Origin of the sequence: Citrobacter sp. A316 (assembly GCF_002042945.1) — a bacterium.
GTDB classification, from domain to species: Bacteria; Pseudomonadota; Gammaproteobacteria; order Enterobacterales; family Enterobacteriaceae; genus Citrobacter; species Citrobacter portucalensis.
This window is the reverse complement of record NZ_MVFZ01000009.1, coordinates 66,931-88,523: the sequence shown is the minus strand read 5'-3', so window position 1 is coordinate 88,523 and position 21,593 is coordinate 66,931. Positions and strand designations below refer to the sequence as shown.

At 51.9% G+C, this 21,593-nt stretch carries 23 protein-coding genes and 1 other annotated feature; of the genes, 13 read left to right on the top strand and 10 right to left on the bottom strand.

Going from position 1 to position 21,593, the window contains the following annotated elements; translation table 11 throughout:
• Window positions 1-23 precede the first annotated feature (23 nt).
• Window positions 24-275: a hypothetical protein gene (locus BZK41_RS12745; protein WP_043015410.1), complete on the top strand. Its 252-nt coding sequence runs from the start codon at window positions 24-26 to the stop codon at window positions 273-275.
• Window positions 272-490 (top strand): hypothetical protein, encoded by a 219-nt coding sequence (locus BZK41_RS12740; protein ID WP_079938364.1) that lies wholly within the window; start codon window positions 272-274, stop codon window positions 488-490. The genes BZK41_RS12745 and BZK41_RS12740 overlap by 4 nt, the downstream gene beginning before the upstream one ends.
• A gap of 59 nt (window positions 491-549) precedes the next feature.
• Here the strand turns inward: BZK41_RS12740 and BZK41_RS12735 are convergent, their stop codons facing one another.
• Entirely contained in the window at window positions 550-1,977 is a 1,428-nt protein-coding gene (locus tag BZK41_RS12735; protein WP_079938363.1) for a PLP-dependent aminotransferase family protein, read from the bottom strand.
• Between the two features lie 87 nt (window positions 1,978-2,064).
• Between BZK41_RS12735 and BZK41_RS12730 the strand changes: the two genes are divergently transcribed.
• Window positions 2,065-2,694, top strand: a complete 630-nt coding sequence (locus BZK41_RS12730) for a YitT family protein (protein ID WP_079938362.1) — start codon at window positions 2,065-2,067, stop codon at window positions 2,692-2,694.
• A gap of 64 nt (window positions 2,695-2,758) precedes the next feature.
• Window positions 2,759-3,112: a DUF1428 family protein gene (locus tag BZK41_RS12725; protein ID WP_003831033.1), complete on the top strand. Its 354-nt coding sequence runs from the start codon at window positions 2,759-2,761 to the stop codon at window positions 3,110-3,112.
• A gap of 51 nt (window positions 3,113-3,163) precedes the next feature.
• Here BZK41_RS12725 and BZK41_RS12720 read toward each other — a convergent pair whose 3' ends face one another.
• Window positions 3,164-4,717 (bottom strand): EAL domain-containing protein, encoded by a 1,554-nt coding sequence (locus tag BZK41_RS12720; protein ID WP_079938361.1) that lies wholly within the window; start codon window positions 4,715-4,717, stop codon window positions 3,164-3,166.
• Between the two features lie 188 nt (window positions 4,718-4,905).
• Here BZK41_RS12720 and BZK41_RS12715 point away from each other — a divergent pair, with 188 nt between their 5' ends.
• Both BZK41_RS12715 and ykgO read left to right on the top strand, forming a co-directional pair.
• The gene (locus tag BZK41_RS12715) at window positions 4,906-5,166 is read left to right on the top strand and encodes a type B 50S ribosomal protein L31 (RefSeq protein WP_079938360.1); all 261 of its coding nucleotides are present in this window, start codon (window positions 4,906-4,908) and stop codon (window positions 5,164-5,166) included.
• 1 nt (window position 5,167) lies between these two features.
• Window positions 5,168-5,308 (top strand): type B 50S ribosomal protein L36, encoded by a 141-nt coding sequence (gene ykgO / locus BZK41_RS12710; protein WP_005125190.1) that lies wholly within the window; start codon window positions 5,168-5,170, stop codon window positions 5,306-5,308.
• Window positions 5,309-5,386: 78 nt separating this feature from the next.
• On the opposite strand, the gene BZK41_RS12705 is transcribed toward ykgO, so the two are convergent.
• The 6 genes from BZK41_RS12705 to acrA form a co-directional block, all read right to left on the bottom strand.
• On the bottom strand, window positions 5,387-5,857 hold the full coding sequence (locus BZK41_RS12705; protein WP_020996574.1) for a YlaC family protein: 471 nt from the start codon (window positions 5,855-5,857) through the stop codon (window positions 5,387-5,389).
• A gap of 116 nt (window positions 5,858-5,973) precedes the next feature.
• Window positions 5,974-6,525, bottom strand: coding sequence for a maltose O-acetyltransferase (gene maa / locus BZK41_RS12700; RefSeq protein WP_079938359.1), 552 nt, complete (start codon window positions 6,523-6,525; stop codon window positions 5,974-5,976).
• Between the two features lie 181 nt (window positions 6,526-6,706).
• Window positions 6,707-6,925: an HHA domain-containing protein gene (locus BZK41_RS12695; RefSeq protein WP_002892050.1), complete on the bottom strand. Its 219-nt coding sequence runs from the start codon at window positions 6,923-6,925 to the stop codon at window positions 6,707-6,709.
• 27 nt (window positions 6,926-6,952) lie between these two features.
• Window positions 6,953-7,327: an Hha toxicity modulator TomB gene (gene tomB / locus BZK41_RS12690; protein ID WP_003021733.1), complete on the bottom strand. Its 375-nt coding sequence runs from the start codon at window positions 7,325-7,327 to the stop codon at window positions 6,953-6,955.
• 487 nt (window positions 7,328-7,814) lie between these two features.
• Window positions 7,815-10,964 carry an efflux RND transporter permease AcrB gene (gene acrB / locus BZK41_RS12685; protein ID WP_003021736.1) on the bottom strand — a complete coding sequence of 1,050 codons (3,150 nt, stop codon included), beginning with the start codon at window positions 10,962-10,964 and terminating at the stop codon, window positions 7,815-7,817.
• Between the two features lie 22 nt (window positions 10,965-10,986).
• Window positions 10,987-12,180: a multidrug efflux RND transporter periplasmic adaptor subunit AcrA gene (gene acrA / locus BZK41_RS12680; RefSeq protein ID WP_048226274.1), complete on the bottom strand. Its 1,194-nt coding sequence runs from the start codon at window positions 12,178-12,180 to the stop codon at window positions 10,987-10,989.
• Between the two features lie 141 nt (window positions 12,181-12,321).
• Here acrA and acrR point away from each other — a divergent pair, with 141 nt between their 5' ends.
• Together acrR and mscK are read left to right on the top strand one after the other, a co-directional pair.
• Window positions 12,322-12,972, top strand: a complete 651-nt coding sequence (gene acrR / locus BZK41_RS12675) for a multidrug efflux transporter transcriptional repressor AcrR (RefSeq protein ID WP_079938358.1) — start codon at window positions 12,322-12,324, stop codon at window positions 12,970-12,972.
• A gap of 128 nt (window positions 12,973-13,100) precedes the next feature.
• Window positions 13,101-16,466 carry a mechanosensitive channel MscK gene (gene mscK, locus BZK41_RS12670; RefSeq protein ID WP_079938357.1) on the top strand — a complete coding sequence of 1,122 codons (3,366 nt, stop codon included), beginning with the start codon at window positions 13,101-13,103 and terminating at the stop codon, window positions 16,464-16,466.
• Between the two features lie 75 nt (window positions 16,467-16,541).
• Here the strand turns inward: mscK and rsmS are convergent, their stop codons facing one another.
• Together rsmS and priC are read right to left on the bottom strand one after the other, a co-directional pair.
• On the bottom strand, window positions 16,542-16,703 hold the full coding sequence (gene rsmS, locus BZK41_RS12665) for a pleiotropic regulatory protein RsmS (protein ID WP_079938356.1): 162 nt from the start codon (window positions 16,701-16,703) through the stop codon (window positions 16,542-16,544).
• Between the two features lie 14 nt (window positions 16,704-16,717).
• Window positions 16,718-17,245 carry a primosomal replication protein N'' gene (gene priC / locus BZK41_RS12660; RefSeq protein WP_079938355.1) on the bottom strand — a complete coding sequence of 176 codons (528 nt, stop codon included), beginning with the start codon at window positions 17,243-17,245 and terminating at the stop codon, window positions 16,718-16,720.
• A 69-nt stretch (window positions 17,246-17,314) separates the two neighbouring features.
• Between priC and BZK41_RS12655 the strand changes: the two genes are divergently transcribed.
• The 5 genes from BZK41_RS12655 to recR all read left to right on the top strand — a co-directional run bounded on the left by BZK41_RS12655 (window position 17,315) and on the right by recR (window position 21,568).
• Window positions 17,315-17,692, top strand: coding sequence for a DUF454 family protein (locus tag BZK41_RS12655; protein ID WP_008783969.1), 378 nt, complete (start codon window positions 17,315-17,317; stop codon window positions 17,690-17,692).
• A 193-nt stretch (window positions 17,693-17,885) separates the two neighbouring features.
• Window positions 17,886-18,437 carry an adenine phosphoribosyltransferase gene (gene apt, locus BZK41_RS12645; protein ID WP_003021759.1) on the top strand — a complete coding sequence of 184 codons (552 nt, stop codon included), beginning with the start codon at window positions 17,886-17,888 and terminating at the stop codon, window positions 18,435-18,437.
• Window positions 18,438-18,647: 210 nt separating this feature from the next.
• Window positions 18,648-20,576 carry a DNA polymerase III subunit gamma/tau gene (gene dnaX / locus BZK41_RS12640; RefSeq protein WP_079938354.1) on the top strand — a complete coding sequence of 643 codons (1,929 nt, stop codon included), beginning with the start codon at window positions 18,648-18,650 and terminating at the stop codon, window positions 20,574-20,576.
• Window positions 19,909-19,973 (top strand) — a sequence feature (DnaX frameshifting element). It overlaps the preceding gene by 65 nt.
• A 57-nt stretch (window positions 20,577-20,633) precedes the next feature.
• On the top strand, window positions 20,634-20,963 hold the full coding sequence (locus BZK41_RS12635) for a YbaB/EbfC family nucleoid-associated protein (protein WP_003021764.1): 330 nt from the start codon (window positions 20,634-20,636) through the stop codon (window positions 20,961-20,963).
• Complete coding sequence (recR, locus tag BZK41_RS12630) at window positions 20,963-21,568, top strand: recombination mediator RecR (protein WP_079938353.1); 606 nt, start codon at window positions 20,963-20,965, stop codon at window positions 21,566-21,568. Before BZK41_RS12635 ends, recR begins: the two co-directional genes overlap by 1 nt.
• The last annotated feature ends 25 nt before the right edge of the window (window positions 21,569-21,593 follow it).

Sequence of the window (21,593 nt, the reverse complement as noted above, 5' to 3'; positions counted from 1 at the left end):
GCTGACCACAAGGATTTTCTACGATGTCGACCGCTGTATTGAATGTCAAAATAGATGAGGCGCTAAAAGAAAAGCTTCGCCATTACGCTGAAGTGCATAACGAAAATTTAAGTATCGCGACGGAAAAACTACTGCTGATCGCGTTTTCCGCCGTTGAAGAGGCGGGAGTCTCCGCTGAGGATATCGATAGCCAGCATACGGAAGAATCCGTGGTTGAAGCACTGACTCCTAAAGAAATCAAAGCATTGCGAAGACTACTGAAGAAGAAAAAATGAAACAACAACCGCTCTCAACCGCCTGTAATTATGGCGAAGCCTGTGAAATGCTGCGCTCCGGTTATGTGAAACATGTTCGTCTGAGCTGGAACGTCGGCAGCGATGAGTTCTTCCGTATTGCCTCCGACTGGTGTGATGCCGGGGCAAAAATTAAGAAAGACGGTGAGGATTTCGTGATTTCTCTGAAGGGGTTTCCGGTTCCTCCTCAGCGGTAATATTGCCGGGACATCCTCGTCCATCACGGCATTCAAAGACGAGTCCTTTGACTCGTCGTTTAGATTATTTTACGTATTTTCCCGCTGCTGGCCTGCAAACGCAGGTTATCCCAAATGGGTTGCAACACCCGGAAGGCGGCACGCGCTGTGTCATCCGGTAACGCGAAGGGCATACGCAAAAAGCGGTCAAATGCACCATCAAGACCGAAACGCGTACCGGTTCCCAACTGAATGCCTGCGCTTTCGGCGCGCGTAGCGAATAGCGTTGCCAGCGTATCGGGCAGTTCAACCCAGAAAGAGAGTCCTCCCTGCGGCTGGGTAAACTGCCATTCCGGGAAATGTGCTTTCATCAGGTCTGAGCACAGATCGCGCTGCGATGTGAGCTGGCATCTTCTGTCAGGAAGAAAGTCGTCGGCGTTATCCAGCAGCCAACTGGTGGCGAGTTGTTCAAGCACCGGGGAGCCTAAATCGAAGGTGTCGCGGGTTTGTACCAGCGCCGCAATGGTTCGCGCCGACGCCCGGATCCAGCCCAGACGCAATCCTCCCCAAAAACTTTTCCCGGCCGAACCCAACAGAATGATCGGCGCGTCGCGATTGAATGCGGCAAGTGGTGGCGGCGGTGGGGCGTCATACCACAGGTTCACCATCGTTTCATCGACCACTACGGTAGTGTGGGTTCGTTCGGCAATATCCGCCACGACCTGGCGAGTTGCAACGTCCATGCAACGCCCGGTCGGGTTGTGAAAGTCCGGCATCAGATAGGCCATTCTCGGTGCAGTTTGCGCAAGGGTAGCGACAAGACCTGCCGTATCCCAACCGTGTTCGGGCAGTGACACGCCGACGGGGCGACAGGATGCGCCTTGAATCGCGGCAATCGCCAGCGGATAAGTGGGGTGATCGACCACTACGCGATCGCCGGGGCCGGTGAGTAAGCGCAGGATCAGCGCCAGCCCACTGACAGCGCCGTTTACAACCATGATTTCATCGGGCTGCGTCGGGAGTCCGCGTTCACAATAATGCCGGGCGATAGATTCACGCAAAACCGACAGTCCCTGTGGCAAATACCCGGAGCTAAGTAAATGCTGTGGCATAGCAAACAGCGCCTGCTGGTAAGCCTGATGAATTTCGGGTCCGGCACTTAGCGCCGCAGTGGACAAATCAAGCGCTGTGCCGGTGCTGGTCCGGGTTGGCACATGGCGAATATGTTCCGGCAGGATCACCCGTGAGCCGCTACCATGACGGCTTTCCAGATATCCCTCTTCACGCAGTTGCGCCATAGCGCTGGCGACGGTAGTTCGGCTCACTTGCAAAGCGGCAGCGAGCTCGCGTTCACCCGGTAAGCGGCTATCCAGCGCCAGCCGACCATCGAGGATAAGCAGACGTAACGCTTCTGCCAGCTGTCGCCAGATGGGCGTTCGCGAGGGACTTTCCTGCCAGTGTCCGAGCAGGCGCTGCAAAGACTGGCTTCCGTAACGGCGAGATGACATAGCAGTCCACTTTTTGAAAACTGGACATTAATCATAGTGCCAATTGCGGTGAAGATGAAAGTTATCTGAGAGTGAGAGGGGAAAAGCATGCTGCGTCGTTTACTTCAGCTGTTTATCGGGCTGACGCTGTACGGTGTGTCGACGGCGATGTTTGTCCGTGCCGATTTAGGGGCCGATCCGTGGAACGTGTTTCACCTGGGTGTAGCCAATTTATTGTCGATGAATATCGGCGTGGTGATTATTGCCGTGGGTGTGTTGGTGCTGCTGGCGTGGATACCGCTGCGCCAGCGTCCAGGGTTTGGCACGTTGAGCAACGTGATTATGATCGGGCTGGCGGCAGATGTCGCGCTGCTGGTGATTCCGGGATTTGAATCCCTGCTGGCGCGCAGCGGGCTGTTGGTGTCAGCGGTGATCCTGAATGCGTTAGCAACCAGTCTGTATATTGGTGCCGGTTTTGGCGCCGGTCCGCGTGACGGTCTGATGACAGGTATCCACGCGCGTACCAGCTGGCCAGTACGGTGGATTCGAACCGCAATCGAAGTGTCGGTACTGCTTATCGGTTGGCTGCTGGGTGGAACCGTGGGGGTTGGTACGGTGCTGTATGCCCTGGCTATCGGGCCGCTCATTCAGCTTTGCCTGCCGTGGTTTCGGCATCTGCCGCAGGCACGTATTCGCATCAAGAATACGCCTGGGGCGCGATCGCCTGCTGGAGACTAAACTTAACCTCGACTGACGCGGCCGGAATCGGCTTGCCGTGCAGTACACTTCGGAGGTTTTTCTCATGAAGTATGTTGATGGCTTTGTGGTTGCCGTACCCGCTGAAAACAAGGAGGCGTACATTGCGATGGCGGCAAAAGCAGCTCCGCTGTTCAAGGAGTTCGGTGCATTGCGCGTGGTGGAGTGCTGGGCAGATGATGTCCCCGACGGCAAATTGACCGATTTTCGCATGGCGGTGAAAGCGCAGGATCATGAAGAAGTGGTATTCAGCTGGATTGAATACCCTTCCAAAGAGGTCCGCGACGCGGCGAATCAGAAGATGATGTCCGATCCCCGTATGAAGGAATTCGGTGAATCTATGCCATTTGATGGCAAGCGAATGATCTACGGGGGATTTGCGCCCATTATGGAAGAGTGATGTGACTGGCTGTGCGGCGTGCCGCCAGCCATCTCAACATCAACAGCCATGTTAAAGCCGTTTTTCTGCCCACAGAATAAATTCCGCTTTCGGCAGCGCTTTGCTGTAAAGCCAGCCCTGACCGTACTGCACGCCGTGCTTGCGTAACCAGGCTTCCTGATTCTCGGTTTCGATACCTTCCGCCACCATTTCAAGTTTCAGCGTTTTCGCTATCTCGATGATATGCGGAGTGACGTTGTTGTACTCCAGCGCATCGACGAACGATTTGTCTATCTTCAGGATGTCTACATCCAGATCCTGCAAATAACTCAGGCTGGAATAGCCGGTACCAAAGTCATCAATATAGATTGAATGACCAGCCTGACGGTATTTGGCAATAAACGGCGCGCTGTTTTTCGGGTCGGCAAATTCGCGTTCAGTTAGCTCCAGCGCGATTTGCGCAGGCTTAAGTTGCCAGTGGTTCACCTTCTGGCTTAACAGGGCAGGAAGCGTTTCGGAGGACAGATCGGCTGACTCAAGGTTGATGGATATATGCTGCTCCGGGTGCTGACGCAGCCATTTGCCTAAATCTTCAAATACGCTTTCAATGATCAACCGGGTGAGGGACTCTGTCATCCCGGTTTCATGCGCCAGCGCGACGAAGATTTCCGGCGACAGATAGCTTCCGTCGGCTTGTTGCCAGCGAGCCAGTGCCTCTGCCCCAACAACTTTCCCCGTTTTGAGCGAGATAATTGGTTGGTAGTGGACTTTGATGTCCCGATGCTGGATAGCGTCCTGTAACTGGTGATGGGGAGACTGCAAGCGGCGCAAAATACGCAAAACAAAGGCGGCGGTGAGCAAGCCGATAAGAATGCCTGCCGGGAGCCAGATCAGTGCCTGCCGGTGCCAGGTTTTTTGCAATGGCAGGGTGGAAGCCCAGGTTACGATCGTGATGCCTAACTCAGGAAAGGGGCGGGCGTTATAAATGCTGCCATCTTTTTTAAAATGAGTAATCGATCGTTCTTGCTGTACATGCTGCAAAACGTCCGATGGCAGATCGGCGCTACTGGCAACCACGACGTTGCGCACGGTGCCAATGATAGTCACTTCAATCGGCCATGAGCCAAACGGGATGACGTCAATGAAAGAACCCGGATCGACCATCACAATATAATGTTCGCTCCCTAATGCTGCCATAAAGCGCTTGATGCCCAAATCATTTTGCGTGGTAAGCCATGCGCGATATCCATCAGGCGTGACTTTCATTGCGGGTGGAAATGCGTCAGCCTGGCTTCTTTTTTCCAGAGATGAGCATTGCGGAACGTTATCTTTGAGGTACAGCACTTCCTGAATATAGCGGTAGCTATATGACAAACGACGCATTTCCAGTAGATGCTCTTCACTACAAGGCACCCCCTGAAATGCTTCAATATGGCGCAATGCTTTTTTCGCCTGCTCGCCTACGCGTTCCGTACGTAATGCGACTCGCGTTGAGAACATATCGAGTTCATCGATAAATTTCGTTTCGACCTGACGATGCGCCAGCCACAGGCTTAAACCTACAGGCGCGAGGATAGAAAGGAACAGTACCCCAGTCACCAGGCTTATCAGATGTCGTGTTGTCACAGTGATATCCTTATTTACACAGCGTAGGGAAAGTATATCCGAAACCCCAAAAAGCTATTCGATTGGCATCATATATTTACGGCCACTTATCATCCCGTTTAACTCCCAGTAGCGTAAATCAGGTTGTGGTTTGTACAAGAGTGGTGTATTTTGTTGGTTATGTTATAACGTAACAAATTGAGGTTGCCATGAAACCGGATATTCATCCTTTTTACCGTACCGTGGTGTTTCACGATACCAGTGCCAATGAATTCTTTAAGGTCGGTTCGACCATCAAGACTGAGCGTGAAATTGAGTTTGAGGGGGAAATGTACCCGTACGTGACCCTCGATATCTCTTCTAAATCGCATCCGTACTATACCGGGAAACAAAAAACCTTTGATAATGAAGGTAGTGCAGCACGTTTCCAAAAACGTTTTGGTCATTTTATTGGCGCTAAGCGGGGTTAAAATGCAGGTACTCAATTCACTTCGCAGCGCAAAACAGCGCCATCCTGACTGCCAGATAGTAAAACGCAAAGGGCGTTTGTACGTTATCTGCAAAACGAATCCGCGCTTTAAAGCAGTACAGGGGCGTAAAAAAAGACGTTAGTTTCTTTGCCAGCATTTCAGGGATTAAAGTGCGTTGCCTTCGCAGGAACGCACTTTTTTTATTTATGCAGAGATGCTGTTACTGGCTGGTCTGGGCGCGGGTAAGCGTAAAGACATCGTAAAACGAGAGTTCGCCTTTGCGCGATATCATCTTTTGCAGTTGCGCTTTATGTTCGCTATCCACGGACGGTGAGTGCAGGATAGTATCGATGAGTGAGGAGGGGACAAAGCGCGTGTTGTACCATTCTCCGTTATAGCAAACTCTAAAATCCAGAACGTCGATGTCTTCAAAGCGGTATCGTGGCGCAACGTCGAAAAAGAAAAAGCCGTTGAGTACAACGAACAGTACCACCAGCAGCCATACTGAATCGACTAACGTTTCTGATTGTAGCATCACCGCCAGCGTGGCAAACCACGCAACATACATGCCGATAAACAGCCCTGGGTGTTTGCGAATAAAGCTGATGCTAAAGCGCGGTTTGTTGTCGCGCTTCTCGCGAATATTTAAATCGTCGATTGTTTCAGTAAGCAGGCGCTGTATTTCTGTCATCTCTTGCCTTCGTGATATCTGCAAAATTCAGGAGGGATCGCCCTATTTTAAAAGGGGATACCCTTTGAAGAAAGTAACAGATTAACCGCAATTTAGCATAACAGTTACATTTAAGATCACAGCGTTTTGATGATCCTTGCGGGATTGCCCCCAACCACGGTGTTGGCCGGAACGCTTTTAGTGACTACTGCGCCTGATGCCACAACCACGTTATCGCCCAGCGTGACGCCGGGATTGATCACTGCACGGCCACCTATCCAGACATTGTTGCCGATAGTCACGGGCTTTCCGAACTCCAGGCCACTGTTGCGCTCGGTAGCATCCAGCGGATGGGTCGCGGTATAGATATGAACGCCAGGTGCCAGCATGCAGTTGTCGCCAATATGAATTGGACAGACGTCTAGCATAACGCAGTCGAAATTAGCGTAAAAGTCTTTACCAAGATAGATGTTATAACCGTAATCACAACGGAAAGAAGGTTCGATATAGGCCCCCTCACTCTGACCTAACAGATCACGCAGGATTGCCTGACGATCATTTTTTTCATCGGGAGCGGTGAGATTGTAGCGATGGATCAACTGACGAGCGCGTAGCCGTTCACTGCGCAGCGTTTCATCTGCCGGGCGATAGTATTCGCCGGCGATCATTTTTTGCTTTTCATTACGCATTACGAATTCCCTGTGTACTGATGGTTATTTCAGCACAGTAAAACGTAATGCAAAAAAGGGGAACGTTCCCGCTTCTTTGCTGTGATCATAGTCACGCGATTTGAATTAAATAACCATTGTAAATACGAAAATGGTTAGCCAGACAACTGTACCGCTATACCTGACTTACCCTTGAGTGCAATTAGCGAATGAATTTCCAAACAGAAGTTGGAATCTTGTCGTAAAGCTTATTCATGGTCAATTCAGCAAGGCGATGATCTGCTGCTGAGTAAAATACAGCCAGTTCGTTGTCGGACAATTCATATTTATTTTTTTCAATAACGCGCTCTAACGTATCAATTGTCTGGCAACGTCGCAGGCGCATCAAATAATCTGTTTTAGTTAATGGTTTATCGGACATAACTCTTACCTATGATTGTAATAATTTTTAACAAGACAAACTAACAGGATTAGCCCTGGTGGCATTGACAAAACAGCGAAACAGTCGATTACCTGACTTCCGCCATTTCTGCAGATCCTGCGTATTAATACCATAACTGCTGAACAACATAAAAGTGTCATCCAGGTATTCATCTATCTGCGCGATCAGCTTATTGTCCTCATTGTACTTAATTTTATAATTAAGTGCGAAGGTTGCAATATGCTCTATCAGTTCATTGAGCTGCAAGCTGGTTGCAGAGGTAGGGTCATTAACCCAGCCATGGTTACTTTGTTCAAGGTTTGCAAGACAGTCATGATACAGAGTTTCGCAGAGAAATTTAAGCTGCGCGATATCATGTCTTTTGGGTGAGTATTCATCCATAACGCATCCCCTTCTTAGTGGCTTAAACTAACCGAACACCTTCGGGATGGATACAACAACTACCTGGAACTTGCCCGCGACTCCTGATGATTTAACTATAATCTACTCTAAAAAAGATTTCATCGTCATATCACGAAAAATTACAATTATGTAAAATTATGATGCTACGTCATTTTTACATTTTAACAGATAAATGCCGCTATTCGAAATGGGACAAATTCTTTATTCTTCGGGCAATCATCGGGTTATCTTGTTTAGGTTTAGCAACGAAAGGCAACAACCGACAATGTGAACCAGTGGATAGGATTAATCTTAATATTTATTAAAGTAAATAAGAACTCTCGCTGTTTTTTTAAGAATAGCCTTTAAGGCTACAAGGATTATATCGCTTATTTACCCGAGAGAAAATAAACGGAATGGCAATAAGTGATTTTTATGATTTTTCCAGAAAAAAGGCCGCTTGCGCGGCCTTATCTTTAGACATGTATCAATGATGCTCTACTGAGTGGCTATGCTCAATATCTTCATTTTTGCGGCTAAAGCGGCGGCGTACCACCACAAAGAACACCGGAACAAAGAAGATCGCCAACACGGTTGCCGTCACCATCCCACCCATTACGCCAGTACCAACGGCGTTCTGCGCACCGGAACCTGCGCCGGAGCTGATGACCAGCGGCATTACGCCCAGAATAAAGGCCAGTGACGTCATCAGGATTGGACGTAAACGCATGCGTACTGCGTCCAGCGTCGCCTCAATCAGACCCTTACCCTCTTTATCCATCAAGTCTTTGGCGAATTCGACGATAAGTATCGCGTTCTTCGCCGACAACCCAATGGTTGTGAGCAGGCCTACCTGGAAGTAAACGTCGTTGGTCAGGCCGCGGAACGTTGCTGCCAGCAATGCACCGATAACACCCAGCGGTACCACCAGCATTACGGAGAACGGAATTGACCAGCTCTCGTACAACGCTGCCAGACACAAGAACACGACGATCAGTGAAATGGCATACAGGGCAGGGGCCTGGTTGCCGGACAGTCGTTCCTGGTAGGACATACCGGTCCAGTCATAACCGATACCGGATGGCAGTTTGCTGGCCAGTTGCTCCATCATGGCCATCGCTTCACCGGTACTTTTACCCGGAGCGGCCTGGCCTAAGATTTCCATGGAAGGCAGACCGTTATAGCGTTCCAGACGCGGTGAGCCGTATTCCCAACGCGAAGTAGAGAAGGCGGAGAACGGTACCATCTGTCCATCGCTGCCGCGGACATACCAGTTTCCAATATCTTCCGGCAACATACGGTATTTCGCTTCAGACATGACGTAAACTTTCTTCACACGACCACGGTCGATGAAGTCATTCACGTAGCTTCCGCCCCATGCTGCACCCAGCGTTGTATTAATGTCACTAATGGAAACACCCAGAGCCTGCGCTTTTTCCTGATCGATATCGATCTTGAACTGCGGGGTATCTTCCAGACCGTTAGGACGTACGCCGACTAACAGATCAGGATGCTTCGCAACTTCACCAAACAGTTGGTTACGCGCCTGAGTCAACTTCTCATGACCCAAACCTGCCTGGTCAATCAACTGGAAGTCGAAACCGGTCGCGGTCCCTAACTCCACAATAGCTGGCAGGTTAAAGGCAAAGACCATCGCGTCTTTAATCTGCGAGAATGCGCCCATCGCACGTTGAGTAATCGCCTCAACCTTGTTCTCTTCGCCTGGACGTTCACTCCAGTCTTTCAGAGAAACGAACGCGATACCGGTGTTCTGACCACGACCTGCAAAACCGAAACCGTTAACGGCAAACACCGATTCAACGTTCGCTTTTTCCTTGGTCAGGTAGTAATCCGTCATTTCGTCCAGCACCTTCTGGGTACGCTCTTGCGTTGCACCCGCTGGCAGCTGAGCCATAGACAGGAATACCCCCTGGTCTTCATCTGGCAGGAACGAACTTGGCAGACGAACGAACAGATAGGCCATGCCCACGACGATGATCAGATACAGCGCCAGATAACGACCGGTGCTGCGCAGAATACCGCCCACGCTATCGGTGTAATGATGCGTGCTCTTATCGAACATGCGGTTAAACCAGCCGAAGAAGCCTTTTTTGCCTTCTCCGTGATCGCCTTTAGCAATCGGTTTGAGCATGGTCGCACACAGGGCCGGGGTCAGAATCAATGCCACCAGTACAGACAGTGCCATCGCGGAAACAATGGTGATGGAGAACTGACGGTAAATTGCACCGGTAGAACCCCCGAAGAACGCCATTGGGATAAATACCGCTGACAGTACCATCGCGATACCCACCAGTGCGCCCTGAATCTGGCCCATCGATTTACGCGTTGCTTCCTTCGGCGGTAGCCCTTCTTCAGCCATTACACGTTCAACGTTCTCGACCACAACGATGGCGTCATCCACCAACAGGCCGATGGCGAGCACCATCCCGAACATCGTCAGCGTGTTTATCGAGAAGCCGAAAATCGCCAGGACGGCAAACGTACCCAAGAGCACCACCGGCACGGCGATAGTCGGAATCAGCGTCGCGCGGAAGTTCTGCAGGAACAGATACATTACCAGGAACACGAGGATGATTGCTTCCGCCAGCGTTTTCACTACTTCGTGAATAGAGATTTTCACGAACGGCGTGGTGTCATACGGGTAAACGATCTTCAGACCTGACGGGAAGAACGGCTCCATCTTCTTCAGTTCTTCGCGGATAGCGTTTGCTGTATCCAGGGCGTTAGCACCTGTCGCCAGCTTGATACCCAGACCGGATGCCGGTTTACCGTTGAACTTCGCAATGATGTCGTAGTTTTCACCGCCCAGTTCCACTTTCGCCACGTCACGCAGACGAACCTGGGAACCATCCTGATTCACTTTCAGCAGAATTTTGCCGAACTCATCAGCGGAGGTCAGACGGGTTTGCGCGATGATTGACGCGTTAAGCTGCTGGCCTTTCACCGGCGGCGTACCACCTAACTGACCGGCAGCAACCTGGGCGTTCTGCGCTTTGATGGCGCTGATTACATCAACCGGCGTCAGCTGGAAGTTGTTCAGTTTATTCGGATCCATCCAGATACGCATCGCGTACTGAGAACCAAACAGCTGAACATCACCCACACCTGACGTACGGCTAATGGCATCCTTCATGTTGGCGCCAACGTAGTCGGAAATATCCTCCTGCGTCATGGTGCCGTTGGTGTTGATAACACCGACAACCATCAGGAAGCTGCTGGATGACTTCTCAACGCTAACCCCTTGCTGCTGTACTTCCTGAGGCAGCAACGGCATGGCCAGCTGCAGTTTGTTCTGCACCTGTACCTGCGCGATATCCGCATCAGTACCAGACTGGAAGGTTAGAGTGATCTGCACGGTACCCGTGGAGTCACTGTTAGAGGACATGTACATCAGGTTATCGATACCGTTCATATTCTGTTCGATAACCTGCGTAACAGTATCCTGTACTGTTTTGGCATCAGCGCCAGGGTAGGTCGCGGAGATCGTCACTGCTGGCGGTGCAATAGTCGGATATTGCGCTACCGGCAATTTGAGGATCGCGAGCCCCCCTGCCAACATGATGATAATGGCGATCACCCACGCAAATATTGGGCGATCGATAAAGAAATTAGGCATGTCTTAACGGCTCCTGTTTAAGTTAAGACTTGGACTGTTCAGGCTGGCTACCGCTTTCGCCTTGCTGGTTGTTATCAGCGGTGATTTCCTGCGCTTTTACCTGCGCGCCAGGACGTACTTTCTGCAGCCCAGTAACAATCACGCGGTCGCCCGGCTTAAGTCCATCAGTGACTAACCATTTGTCACCAATCGCTTGTGCGGCGACAATTTGACGAGTTTCAACTTTGTTGTCTGCACCGATAACCAATGCACTGGCATCGCCACGCGGTGTACGGGTAACACCTTGCTGTGGAACCAGTAATGCAGTTGGGTTAATCCCTTCTTCCAGGCGTGCACGGACGAACATACCCGGCAGTAAGGTGTGATCCGGGTTAGGGAAGATTGCGCGTAACGTAATCGACCCGGTGGTTTGATCAACCGTCACATCAGAAAACTCCAGCGTACCGGACTGCGGGAATTTAATGCCGTCATTGGTTACCAGTTCGACTTTCGCTTTGCCGTTCTCTTGCTTCAGCGTGCCGTTGGCCAGCTCCTGTTTCAGGCGCAAGAAGTCGTTGCTTGACTGCGTCACGTCCACGTAGATCGGGTCCAACTGCTGAACGGTCGCCAGTGCGGTCGCTTGACCGTTTTGCACCAGAGCACCTTCCGTAACGGATGATTTACCAATGCGGCCGCTGATCGGCGACGTCACTTTGGTATAGGCCAGATTGATGCGTGCAGTTTCTACTGCGGCTTTCGCGGCGACAACGGCGGCATTTGCCTGCTGTGCGTCTGCCAGCGCGCTATCGTAATCCTGTTGACTGATGTACTTAGTACCCAACAGTTTCTGATAACGTTTAACCGTCAGTTGAGCGATATTTGCTGCGGCTTGTGCTTTGGCCAGATCGCCTTTTGCGCTTTCGTAAGCGGCCTGGTAAGTCGCAGGATCAATCTGATAGAGAGATACACCCGCTTCGATGTCACCACCTTCAGTGAAATTACGCTTCAGGATAATACCGCTAACCTGAGGGCGAACTTCTGCAATGCGAAACGCACTGGTGCGACCCGGAAGCTCGGTTGTTATCTGTAGAGGTTCAGTTTTGAGTGTAACAACTCCAACCTCTGGCATCTGCTGGCCCCCTTGTTGGGCCTGTTTGTCGTCACATCCTGTTAGCGCTAAGCTGCCTGAGAGCATCAGAACGACTGCCAGAGGCGTTAACCCTCTGTTTTTGTTCATATGTAAACCTCGAGTGTCCGATTTCAAATTGATCAATGGCTTAAAGCCCATAAACCCATTGCTGCGTTTATATTATCGTCGTGCTATGGTACATACATTCACAAATGTATGTAAATCTAACGCCTGTAAATTCACTGACATATGGCACGAAAAACCAAACAACAAGCACAGGAAACACGACAGCATATTCTCGATGTTGCTCTGCATTTGTTTTCGCAACAAGGGGTATCATCCACCTCGCTTGCGGAGATCGCAAAAGCCGCTGGTGTCACGCGCGGCGCAATCTATTGGCATTTCAAAAACAAGTCGGATTTATTCAGTGAAATCTGGGAGCTAGCAAAACCTAACATTGATGAGTTAGAGACTGAGTATCAGGCAAAATTCCCCGACGATCCACTATCAGTATTAAGAGAAATTTTAATTTACGTTCTTGAAGCTACCGTGACAGAAGAACGCCGACGTTTGTTGCTGGAAATTATATTCCACAAATGCGAATTTGTCGGGGAAATGGCCTCTGTTCAGTTAGCTCAACGCCATCTTTGTATTGAAAATTACGATCGTATCGAACAAACATTGCGGCACTGTATGGATGCCAATATGCTGCCGGAAAACCTGAACACCCGTCGCGTGGCGGTCCTGTTGCGTAGCTATATTACCGGAATCATAGAAAACTGGTTATTTGCCCCCGAATCGTTTGACCTGAAAAAAGAAGCTCGGGAATACGTCGCTGTGCTGCTGGAGATGTGCCTTATGTGCCCAACTCTGCGGGTTGGCGTGGCGGAAATCCACTAAACGTTTTGGGCCTGTACCAGGAATTCTCCTGGTCGTTTTGCCTGCTGCTATTCTGCCGGTCACAGCCGTGATATTCTTGCCGCTTGACTATTTTCGGTCACTTTTCCGGTTCAGAAACGTTCACTCTCATGACTATGTTGCAGCTCTATAAACGTTCACAGCATCTTATTGCTATTACCATTCTTTTCTTCATTCTCTTGCTTTCTTGCCAGTCGTCTGCTTTTGCGCGGGCGCAACAGAGTGGTGAACTGCCGACGAAAGCGGATATTCAGAGCCAACTGGATGCACTGAGTAAACAAAAAGATCTCTCCGCGCAGGATAAGCTGGTTCAACAGGATCTCATTGATACCATCGCCACGCTGGATAAAATCGAACGCGTGAAGGATGAGACCGTACAGCTTCGCCAGAAAGTTGCCCAGGCACCGGAGAAAATGCGTCAGGCGACGGATGCGTTAAATTCGCTCAGCGATGTCGATAACGACGATGAAACGCGAAAAACGCTGAGTACACTCTCCTTGCGACAGCTTGAGTCGCGCGTGGCACAAGTTTTGGATGACCTGCAAAGCTCGCAAAACGATCTTGCTGCCTACAACAGCCAACTGGTGTCGCTCCAGACGCAGCCAGAGCGTGTGCAGAATGCGATGTACACCGCGTCGCAGCAAATGCAGCAAATCCGCAATCGACTCGATGGCACCAATGTGGGAGAGGCGGCGTTACGCCCCAGCCAGCAGGTGTTGCTGCAGGCGCAGCAGGCGCTGCTGAATGCGCAAATCGACCAACAGCGTAAGAGCCTGGAAGGCAATACTGTTTTGCAGGATACCTTGCAAAAACAACGTGATTACGTAACAGCTAACAGTAACCGGCTTGAACATCAGCTCCAGCTCCTGCAAGAAGCGGTGAACAGCAAACGATTGACGCTAACCGAAAAGACGGCTCAGGAAGCGGTAACACCGGATGAAGCCGAGCGTATTCAGTCAAATCCGTTAGTGAAGCAGGAACTGGACGTTAACCATCAGCTAAGTCAGCGTCTGATTGCCGCGACCGAAAACGGCAACAACCTGATGCAGCAGAATATCAAAGTCAAAAACTGGCTTGACCGCGCGCTGCAATCCGAACGCAATATTAAAGAACAGATCGCAGTCCTCAAAGGCAGCCTGCTGCTGTCGCGTATTCTGTATCAGCAACAGCAAACCCTGCCGTCGGCGGATGAACTTGCCGATATGACTAACCGAATCGCCGATTTGCGTCTGGAACAGTTTGAGATTAACCAGCAGCGCGATGCGCTATTCCAGAACGATGCGTTTGTCGCCAAACTGGAAGAAGGGCACAGCAACGAAGTGAATGGTGAAGTCCATGATGCCCTGCTGCAGGTTGTGGATATGCGCCGTGAACTGTTGGATCAGTTGAACAAGCAGTTGGGCAACCAGTTGATGATGGCGATTAACCTGCAAATCAATCAACAGCAGCTAATGAGCGTGTCGAAGAACCTGAAAGGGATCCTCACGCAGCAAATCTTCTGGGTTAATAGTAACCGTCCGATGGACTGGGACTGGATCAAAGCCTTCCCACAAACGCTAAAAGATCAGTTTAAGTCGATGAAAATCACGGTGAACTGGGAAAAAGCCTGGCCCGCCGTCTTTATTGCATTCCTTGCGGGGCTACCGCTGCTGCTTATTGCCGGGTTAATCCGCTGGCGTTTGAAATGGTTGAAAGAGTATCAGGCGAAGTTAGCCGCCGCGGTAGGTAACCTGCGTAACGACAGTCAGCTTAATACCCCAAAAGCGATACTGATCGATCTCATCAGAGCGTTACCAGCATGCCTGATTATCCTCGCCGTGGGCCTGATTCTGCTTACCATGCAGTTGAATATCAGCGACCTGCTGTGGGCGTTTAGCAAGAAGATGACAGTCTTCTGGCTGGTGTTTGGTTTGTGCTGGAAGGTGCTGGAAAAAGATGGCGTGGCAATTCGTCATTTTGGTATGCCAGCGAAACAGACCAGCCATTGGCGCCGCCAGATCGTGCGTATTAGCCTGGCGCTGTTGCCGCTTAACTTCTGGTCAGTTATTGCTGAGCTGTCGCCACTTAATTTGATGGACGATGTGCTGGGTCAGGTGGTTATTTTCCTCAACCTGTTGCTGATCGCCTTCCTGGTATGGCCAATGTGCCGCGAAAGCTGGCGTGACAAAGAGTCACATGGCCTGCGTCTGGTCACTATTACCGTCCTCTCAATTATCCCGATCGCGTTGATGGTGCTGACGGCGACAGGGTATTTCTACACCACGCTGCGCCTGGCCGGTCGTTGGATTGAAACGGTCTATCTGGTTATCCTCTGGAACCTGCTGTATCAGACGGTACTTCGTGGATTGAGCGTAGCGGCACGCCGTATTGCCTGGCGTCGTGCTCTGGCGCGTCGTCAGAACCTGGTGAAAGAAGGGGCGGAAGGTGCCGAGCCGCAGGAAGAACCGACCATCGCGCTTGAGCAGGTTAACCAGCAAACGCTGCGCATTACCATGCTGGTAATGGTTGCCCTGTTTGGTGTTCTGTTCTGGGCTATTTGGTCTGATTTGATAACCGTATTCAGCTACCTCGATAGCATTACGCTCTGGCATTACAATGGCACCGAAGCGGGGGCTGCGGTGGTGAAAGACGTCACCATGGGCAGCCTGCTGTTTGCGATTATTGCCTCAATGGTCGCGTGGGCGCTGATCCGCAACTTACCCGGCCTGCTGGAAGTGCTGGTGCTGTCGCGACTGAAGATGCGTCAGGGCGCTTCGTATGCGATCACCACGATCCTTAACTATGCAATCATCGCCATCGGCGCGATGACGGTCTTTGGATCGCTCGGTGTTTCGTGGGATAAGCTACAGTGGCTGGCAGCAGCCCTGTCGGTTGGCCTTGGTTTTGGTCTGCAGGAAATCTTCGGTAACTTTGTTTCGGGTCTGATTATCCTGTTTGAACGCCCGGTCCGCATCGGCGATACCGTGACTATCGGTACGTTCTCAGGAACGGTCAGCAAGATCCGTATCCGTGCCACTACCATTACCGACTTCGATCGTAAAGAGGTGATCATCCCGAACAAAGCCTTTGTGACGGAGCGCTTGATCAACTGGTCGCTTTCCGATACCACCACGCGTCTGGTGATCCGCATCGGCGTGGCCTACGGTTCGGATCTGGATAAAGTGAAGAAAGTGCTGTTGCAGGCGGCGATGGAACACCCGAAAGTGATGCACGATCCAGAGCCTGCGGTGTTTTTTACCGCCTTCGGCGCCAGCACGTTGGATCATGAACTGCGTTTATACGTGCGTGAACTGCGCGATCGTAGCCACACGGTTGATGAACTGAACCGTGCGGTCGATCGTTTGTGCCGTGAAAACGACATTGATATCGCCTTTAACCAGCTCGAAGTGCACCTGCATAACGCGAAAGGTGATACCGTGACCGAGGTTAAGCGTGACATCATTAAAGGTGATGATCCGACGCCTTCGGTAGGCTAATAGAAAAACTCATCAGGCCTGCGAGCTTCGATTCATTCGTAGGCCTGATAAGTGCAACGCTTTCAGGCATTTCAGCTATAGCGCGTTTTTTGAAGAAGAGAGCTGTTTCTTTTCGTAATCCCGTTTAACAATCTCCAGCGCCTTCAGTACGGTTTCAGGCGCAACCCGATTTTCCTCAAGTAAAACAATCAAATCGACGGCCAGTTTGACCTCGTCCGGGGCGTTCTCTAATGACATAAATTCTCCGGGGATTAACGGGTTAAACGCGCCAGCACGTTTTCTATTCTTGCCAGGGCATGGCGACAGCGCGCCAGTCGCGCCTCGAATGCTTCTACTTCACGATGCAGTTTTTGCTGTTCTTCAAAGCCGGTAGCCTGAGCCAGACGCTCTTTGCGTTCACGCGTCATTTCAACCAGACGGCGTTCAAATTCCTGATGTTGGACCCGCTTGCGCTGCCAGCGCGCCAGACCTGGAGAAGCACTGTCCCACTCTCGAAGAGACCAACTGGTAGTTTCACGTGAAATCGCCTCTAACTGTGAGGCAAGGTGTTCCGCAAGCCAGGTGATTTGTGGAAGTTGTTGCTGCTCAACGGCGCGACGCAGGGCAGTAAGATTATCGTCAGCTTCATCCAGGCAGGCCTGCAACAACGTGCTGCGCGTGTGAAACAGATGCCTGTCAAAGCGGGCGCTAAGCGTTGTGTGATGCGCCAGCGGAGCACAACGCTGTCGCAGGCGGTTAAGCTGGTTTTCGAGCGTCTGTAACAGCATGGCGGTTTTCACAACAACACTCCGATGAAAATGAGAACCGTTATGCTAAAGTAGCGATTCTCTGTGTTAAGTACTCATATTATGCAACGTATTATTCTAATCATCATTGGCTGGATAGCGGTAGTGTTAGGAACGCTGGGCGTTGTATTGCCTCTGTTGCCTACTACGCCATTCATCCTGCTGGCCGCCTGGTGTTTTGCCCGCTCATCGCCGCGTTTTCACGACTGGTTGCTATACCGTTCGTGGTTCGGCGGGTATTTGCGCCACTGGCAAAAACACCGTGCGATGCCGCCGGGGGCAAAACCGCGCGCTATTTTGTTGATCCTGGTGACGTTTGGCATTTCGCTCTGGCTGGTTAATATGATGTGGGTACGCGGCCTGCTGCTGGTTATTCTCGCCTGTTTACTGATTTTTATGTGGCGGATCCCGGTGATTGATGAAAAACAACAAAAGCAGTAAAGCGCAATAATCGCTGTTGCAATTGTCTCTCACAGCCAGTAAATTCGACCGTTTTCGAGCACAGGCGCAGGTGGTCAAAGGTTAAGCAAGTGTAACCTTGACTCTTATATAGACACAAAATCATTCAAGATACGTCGAGGATGAAGTGTATAGTGCGCCGTGAAGTAATACTGTATTAATCAGGCACAAACTTATGACCGCGACAGCACAGCAGCTTGAGTTCCTCAAAAATAGCATCAAAAGCATCCACGACTACCCAAAACCGGGCATTCTCTTTCGTGATGTCACCAGTTTACTGGAAGACCCGAAAGCCTACGCTCTCAGCATTGAATTGCTGGTTGAACGCTACAAAAATGCGGGTATCACTAAAGTGGTTGGCACCGAAGCGCGTGGCTTCCTGTTTGGCGCGCCGGTAGCGTTGGGTCTGGGCGTCGGCTTTGTTCCGGTACGCAAACCCCGTAAGCTTCCGCGTGAAGTTATTGCTGAGACCTATGAGCTGGAATACGGCACCGATCAGCTGGAAATCCACGTTGATGCCATCAAACCGGGCGATAAAGTGCTGGTTGTGGACGATCTGCTGGCAACCGGCGGCACGATTGAAGCGACCGTGAAGCTGATCCGCCGTCTGGGTGGTGAAGTGACCGATGCCGCTTTTATCATTAACCTGTTTGATCTGGGCGGCGAACAGCGTCTGGAAAAACAGGGGCTGACCTGTTATAGCCTGGTTCCATTCCCGGGCCACTAATTTAGGGCTATCTTTTTTGCCATTTTGGCCCCGGTCAGTGCTCGAAATCCTCACGTACCGCGTGTACGCTCCGGTTTCTGTGCGCTGCCCGAAACCAAACTGACTGCAACGATAACGCCCGAATATAACGTGTCAACCTCGCCGTCGCTGCGAGGTTGTGTTAGCATTATCCCCCTGTGAATCCACCCTCCAGCCTTTCAGAGCCTGCCAATGAGTTATCAGGTCTTAGCCCGAAAATGGCGCCCACAAACCTTTGCTGACGTCGTCGGCCAGGAACATGTGCTGACGGCACTGGCGAACGGCTTGTCGCTAGGGCGTATTCATCATGCTTATTTGTTTTCCGGCACCCGTGGCGTCGGGAAAACCTCTATCGCCCGTTTGCTGGCGAAGGGATTAAACTGTGAAACTGGCATCACCGCCACGCCGTGCGGCGTGTGCGATAACTGCCGGGAAATTGAGCAGGGGCGTTTTGTCGATCTGATTGAAATCGACGCCGCATCACGCACCAAAGTCGAAGACACCCGTGACCTGCTGGATAACGTCCAGTATGCGCCTGCGCGTGGTCGCTTTAAGGTCTACTTGATCGACGAAGTGCACATGCTGTCGCGCCACAGTTTTAACGCCTTGCTGAAAACGCTCGAAGAGCCGCCCGCGCACGTTAAGTTCCTGCTGGCGACTACCGATCCGCAGAAGCTGCCGGTGACTATCCTGTCGCGCTGTCTGCAATTCCATCTTAAAGCGTTGGATGTCGAACAGATTCGCCATCAGCTTGAGCATATCCTCAAAGAAGAGCATATCGCCCATGAACCACGTGCGCTGCAACTGCTGGCTCGCGCCGCGGACGGCAGCCTGCGTGATGCGCTGAGCCTGACCGATCAGGCGATCGCCAGCGGCGATGGTCAGGTCTCGACCGACGCGGTGAGCACCATGCTCGGCACGCTGGACGACGACCAGGCGCTCTCGCTCGTTGAAGCGGTTGTGGCTGCGGACGGCGAACGCGTTATGGCGCTGGTGAACGACGCCGCCGCGCGCGGTATCGAATGGGAAGCGCTGTTGGTTGAGATGTCGGCTTTGCTGCATCGTATTGCCATGGTTCAGCTTTCGCCTGCCGCGCTCGGCAGCGATATGGCCGCCATTGAACAGCGTATGCGTGAACTGGCGCGAATTGTTCCGCCAACCGATGTGCAGCTTTATTACCAGACTTTGTTAATCGGGCGCAAAGAACTGCCGTATGCGCCGGACAGGCGAATGGGCGTCGAAATGACGCTGTTGCGTGCGCTGGCTTTTCATCCGCGCATGCCACTACCGGAACCTGAAGTTCCACGACAGTCGTTTGCCCCGGTCGCACCCACTGCGGTGATGACTCCGACGCAGGTGCAGCAGCAGCCTGCGCCTGCTCAGCAGCAACAGAATGTGCCGCTCTCCGATGCCACCAGCCAGGTGCTGGCGGCGCGCAGCCAGTTGCAACGCGCTCAGGGAGCAACCAAAGCAAAAAAGAGTGAACCGGCAGCCGCTTCCCGCGCGCGGCCGGTGAATAATGCTGCGCTGGAAAGACTGGCTTCGGTGTCGGAACGTGTTCAGGCGCGTCCGGCGGTCTCTGCGCTGGAAAAAGCACCGGCGAAGAAAGAAGCGTATCGCTGGAAAGCGACCAATCCTGTTGCAGAAGTCAAAGAAGTCGTCGCCACGCCGAAAGCGCTGAAAAAAGCGCTTGAGCATGAAAAAACGCCGGAATTGGCGGCAAAGCTTGCGGCTGAAGCCATTGAACGCGACCCGTGGGCCGCCCAGGTGAGCCAGCTCTCGCTGCCAAAACTGGTGGAGCAGGTGGCGCTTAATGCCTGGAAAGAAGAGAATGGCAACGTGGTTTGCCTGCACCTGCGTTCCACGCAGCGACACCTTAATTCCAGCGGCGCGCAGCAAAAACTGGCTGAAGCACTGAGTTCCTTAACGGGGTCAACGGTTGAATTGACCATCGTTGAAGATGATAATCCAGCGGTGCGTACGCCGCTGGAGTGGCGTCAGGCCATTTATGAAGAGAAGCTCGCGCAGGCGCGTGAGTCGATTATTGCGGATAATAACATCCAGACGCTGCGTCGTTTTTTCGATGCGGAGCTGGACGAAGAGAGTATTCGCCCCATTTGATCGTGAGCCTAATGGTTTGACGGTCGTCATCCCTTAACGTGATTGAGAGAGAAGCCTATGTTTGGTAAAGGCGGTCTGGGTAACCTGATGAAACAGGCCCAGCAGATGCAAGAAAAAATGCAGCAGATGCAGGAAGAAGTCGCCAAGCTGGAAGTGACCGGCGAATCTGGCGCGGGTCTGGTGAAAGTGACCATCAACGGCGCGCACAACTGCCGTCGTGTGGAGATCGATCCAAGCCTGCTGGAAGACGACAAAGAGATGCTGGAAGACCTGGTTGCTGCGGCATTCAACGACGCTGCACGTCGCATTGAAGAGACGCAGAAAGAGAAGATGGCCTCTGTTTCCTCCGGAATGCAGCTGCCGCCTGGCTTTAAGATGCCGTTCTGATGCAAACCAGCCCGCTGTTAACTCAGCTTATGGAAGCACTGCGCTGTCTGCCGGGCGTTGGCCCGAAGTCGGCGCAGCGCATGGCGTTCACGCTACTTCAGCGCGATCGCAGCGGCGGGATGCGTCTGGCACAGGCGTTAACGAAGGCAATGTCGGAAATCGGCCACTGTGCCGATTGCCGCACATTCACAGAGCAAGACGTCTGCAACATCTGTTCGAACCCGCGTCGCCAGGAAAACGGTCAGATTTGCGTGGTGGAAAGTCCGGCGGACATCTACGCCATTGAGCAAACCGGGCAATTTTCTGGACGTTACTTCGTGCTGATGGGACACCTGTCGCCGCTGGACGGTATTGGCCCTGATGATATCGGGCTGGATCGTCTCGAACAGCGACTGGCGTCCGAGCACATCAACGAACTGATCCTGGCGACCAATCCCACGGTCGAAGGAGAGGCGACCGCCAACTATATTGCTGAGCTTTGCATGCAATATGGCGTTGAAGCCAGCCGTATCGCCCATGGCGTTCCGGTAGGCGGCGAGCTGGAAATGGTCGATGGCACTACGCTGTCGCACTCTCTGGCAGGACGACACAAGATTAAATTCTGAACAAACGGAGGCCGCGACGGCGGCT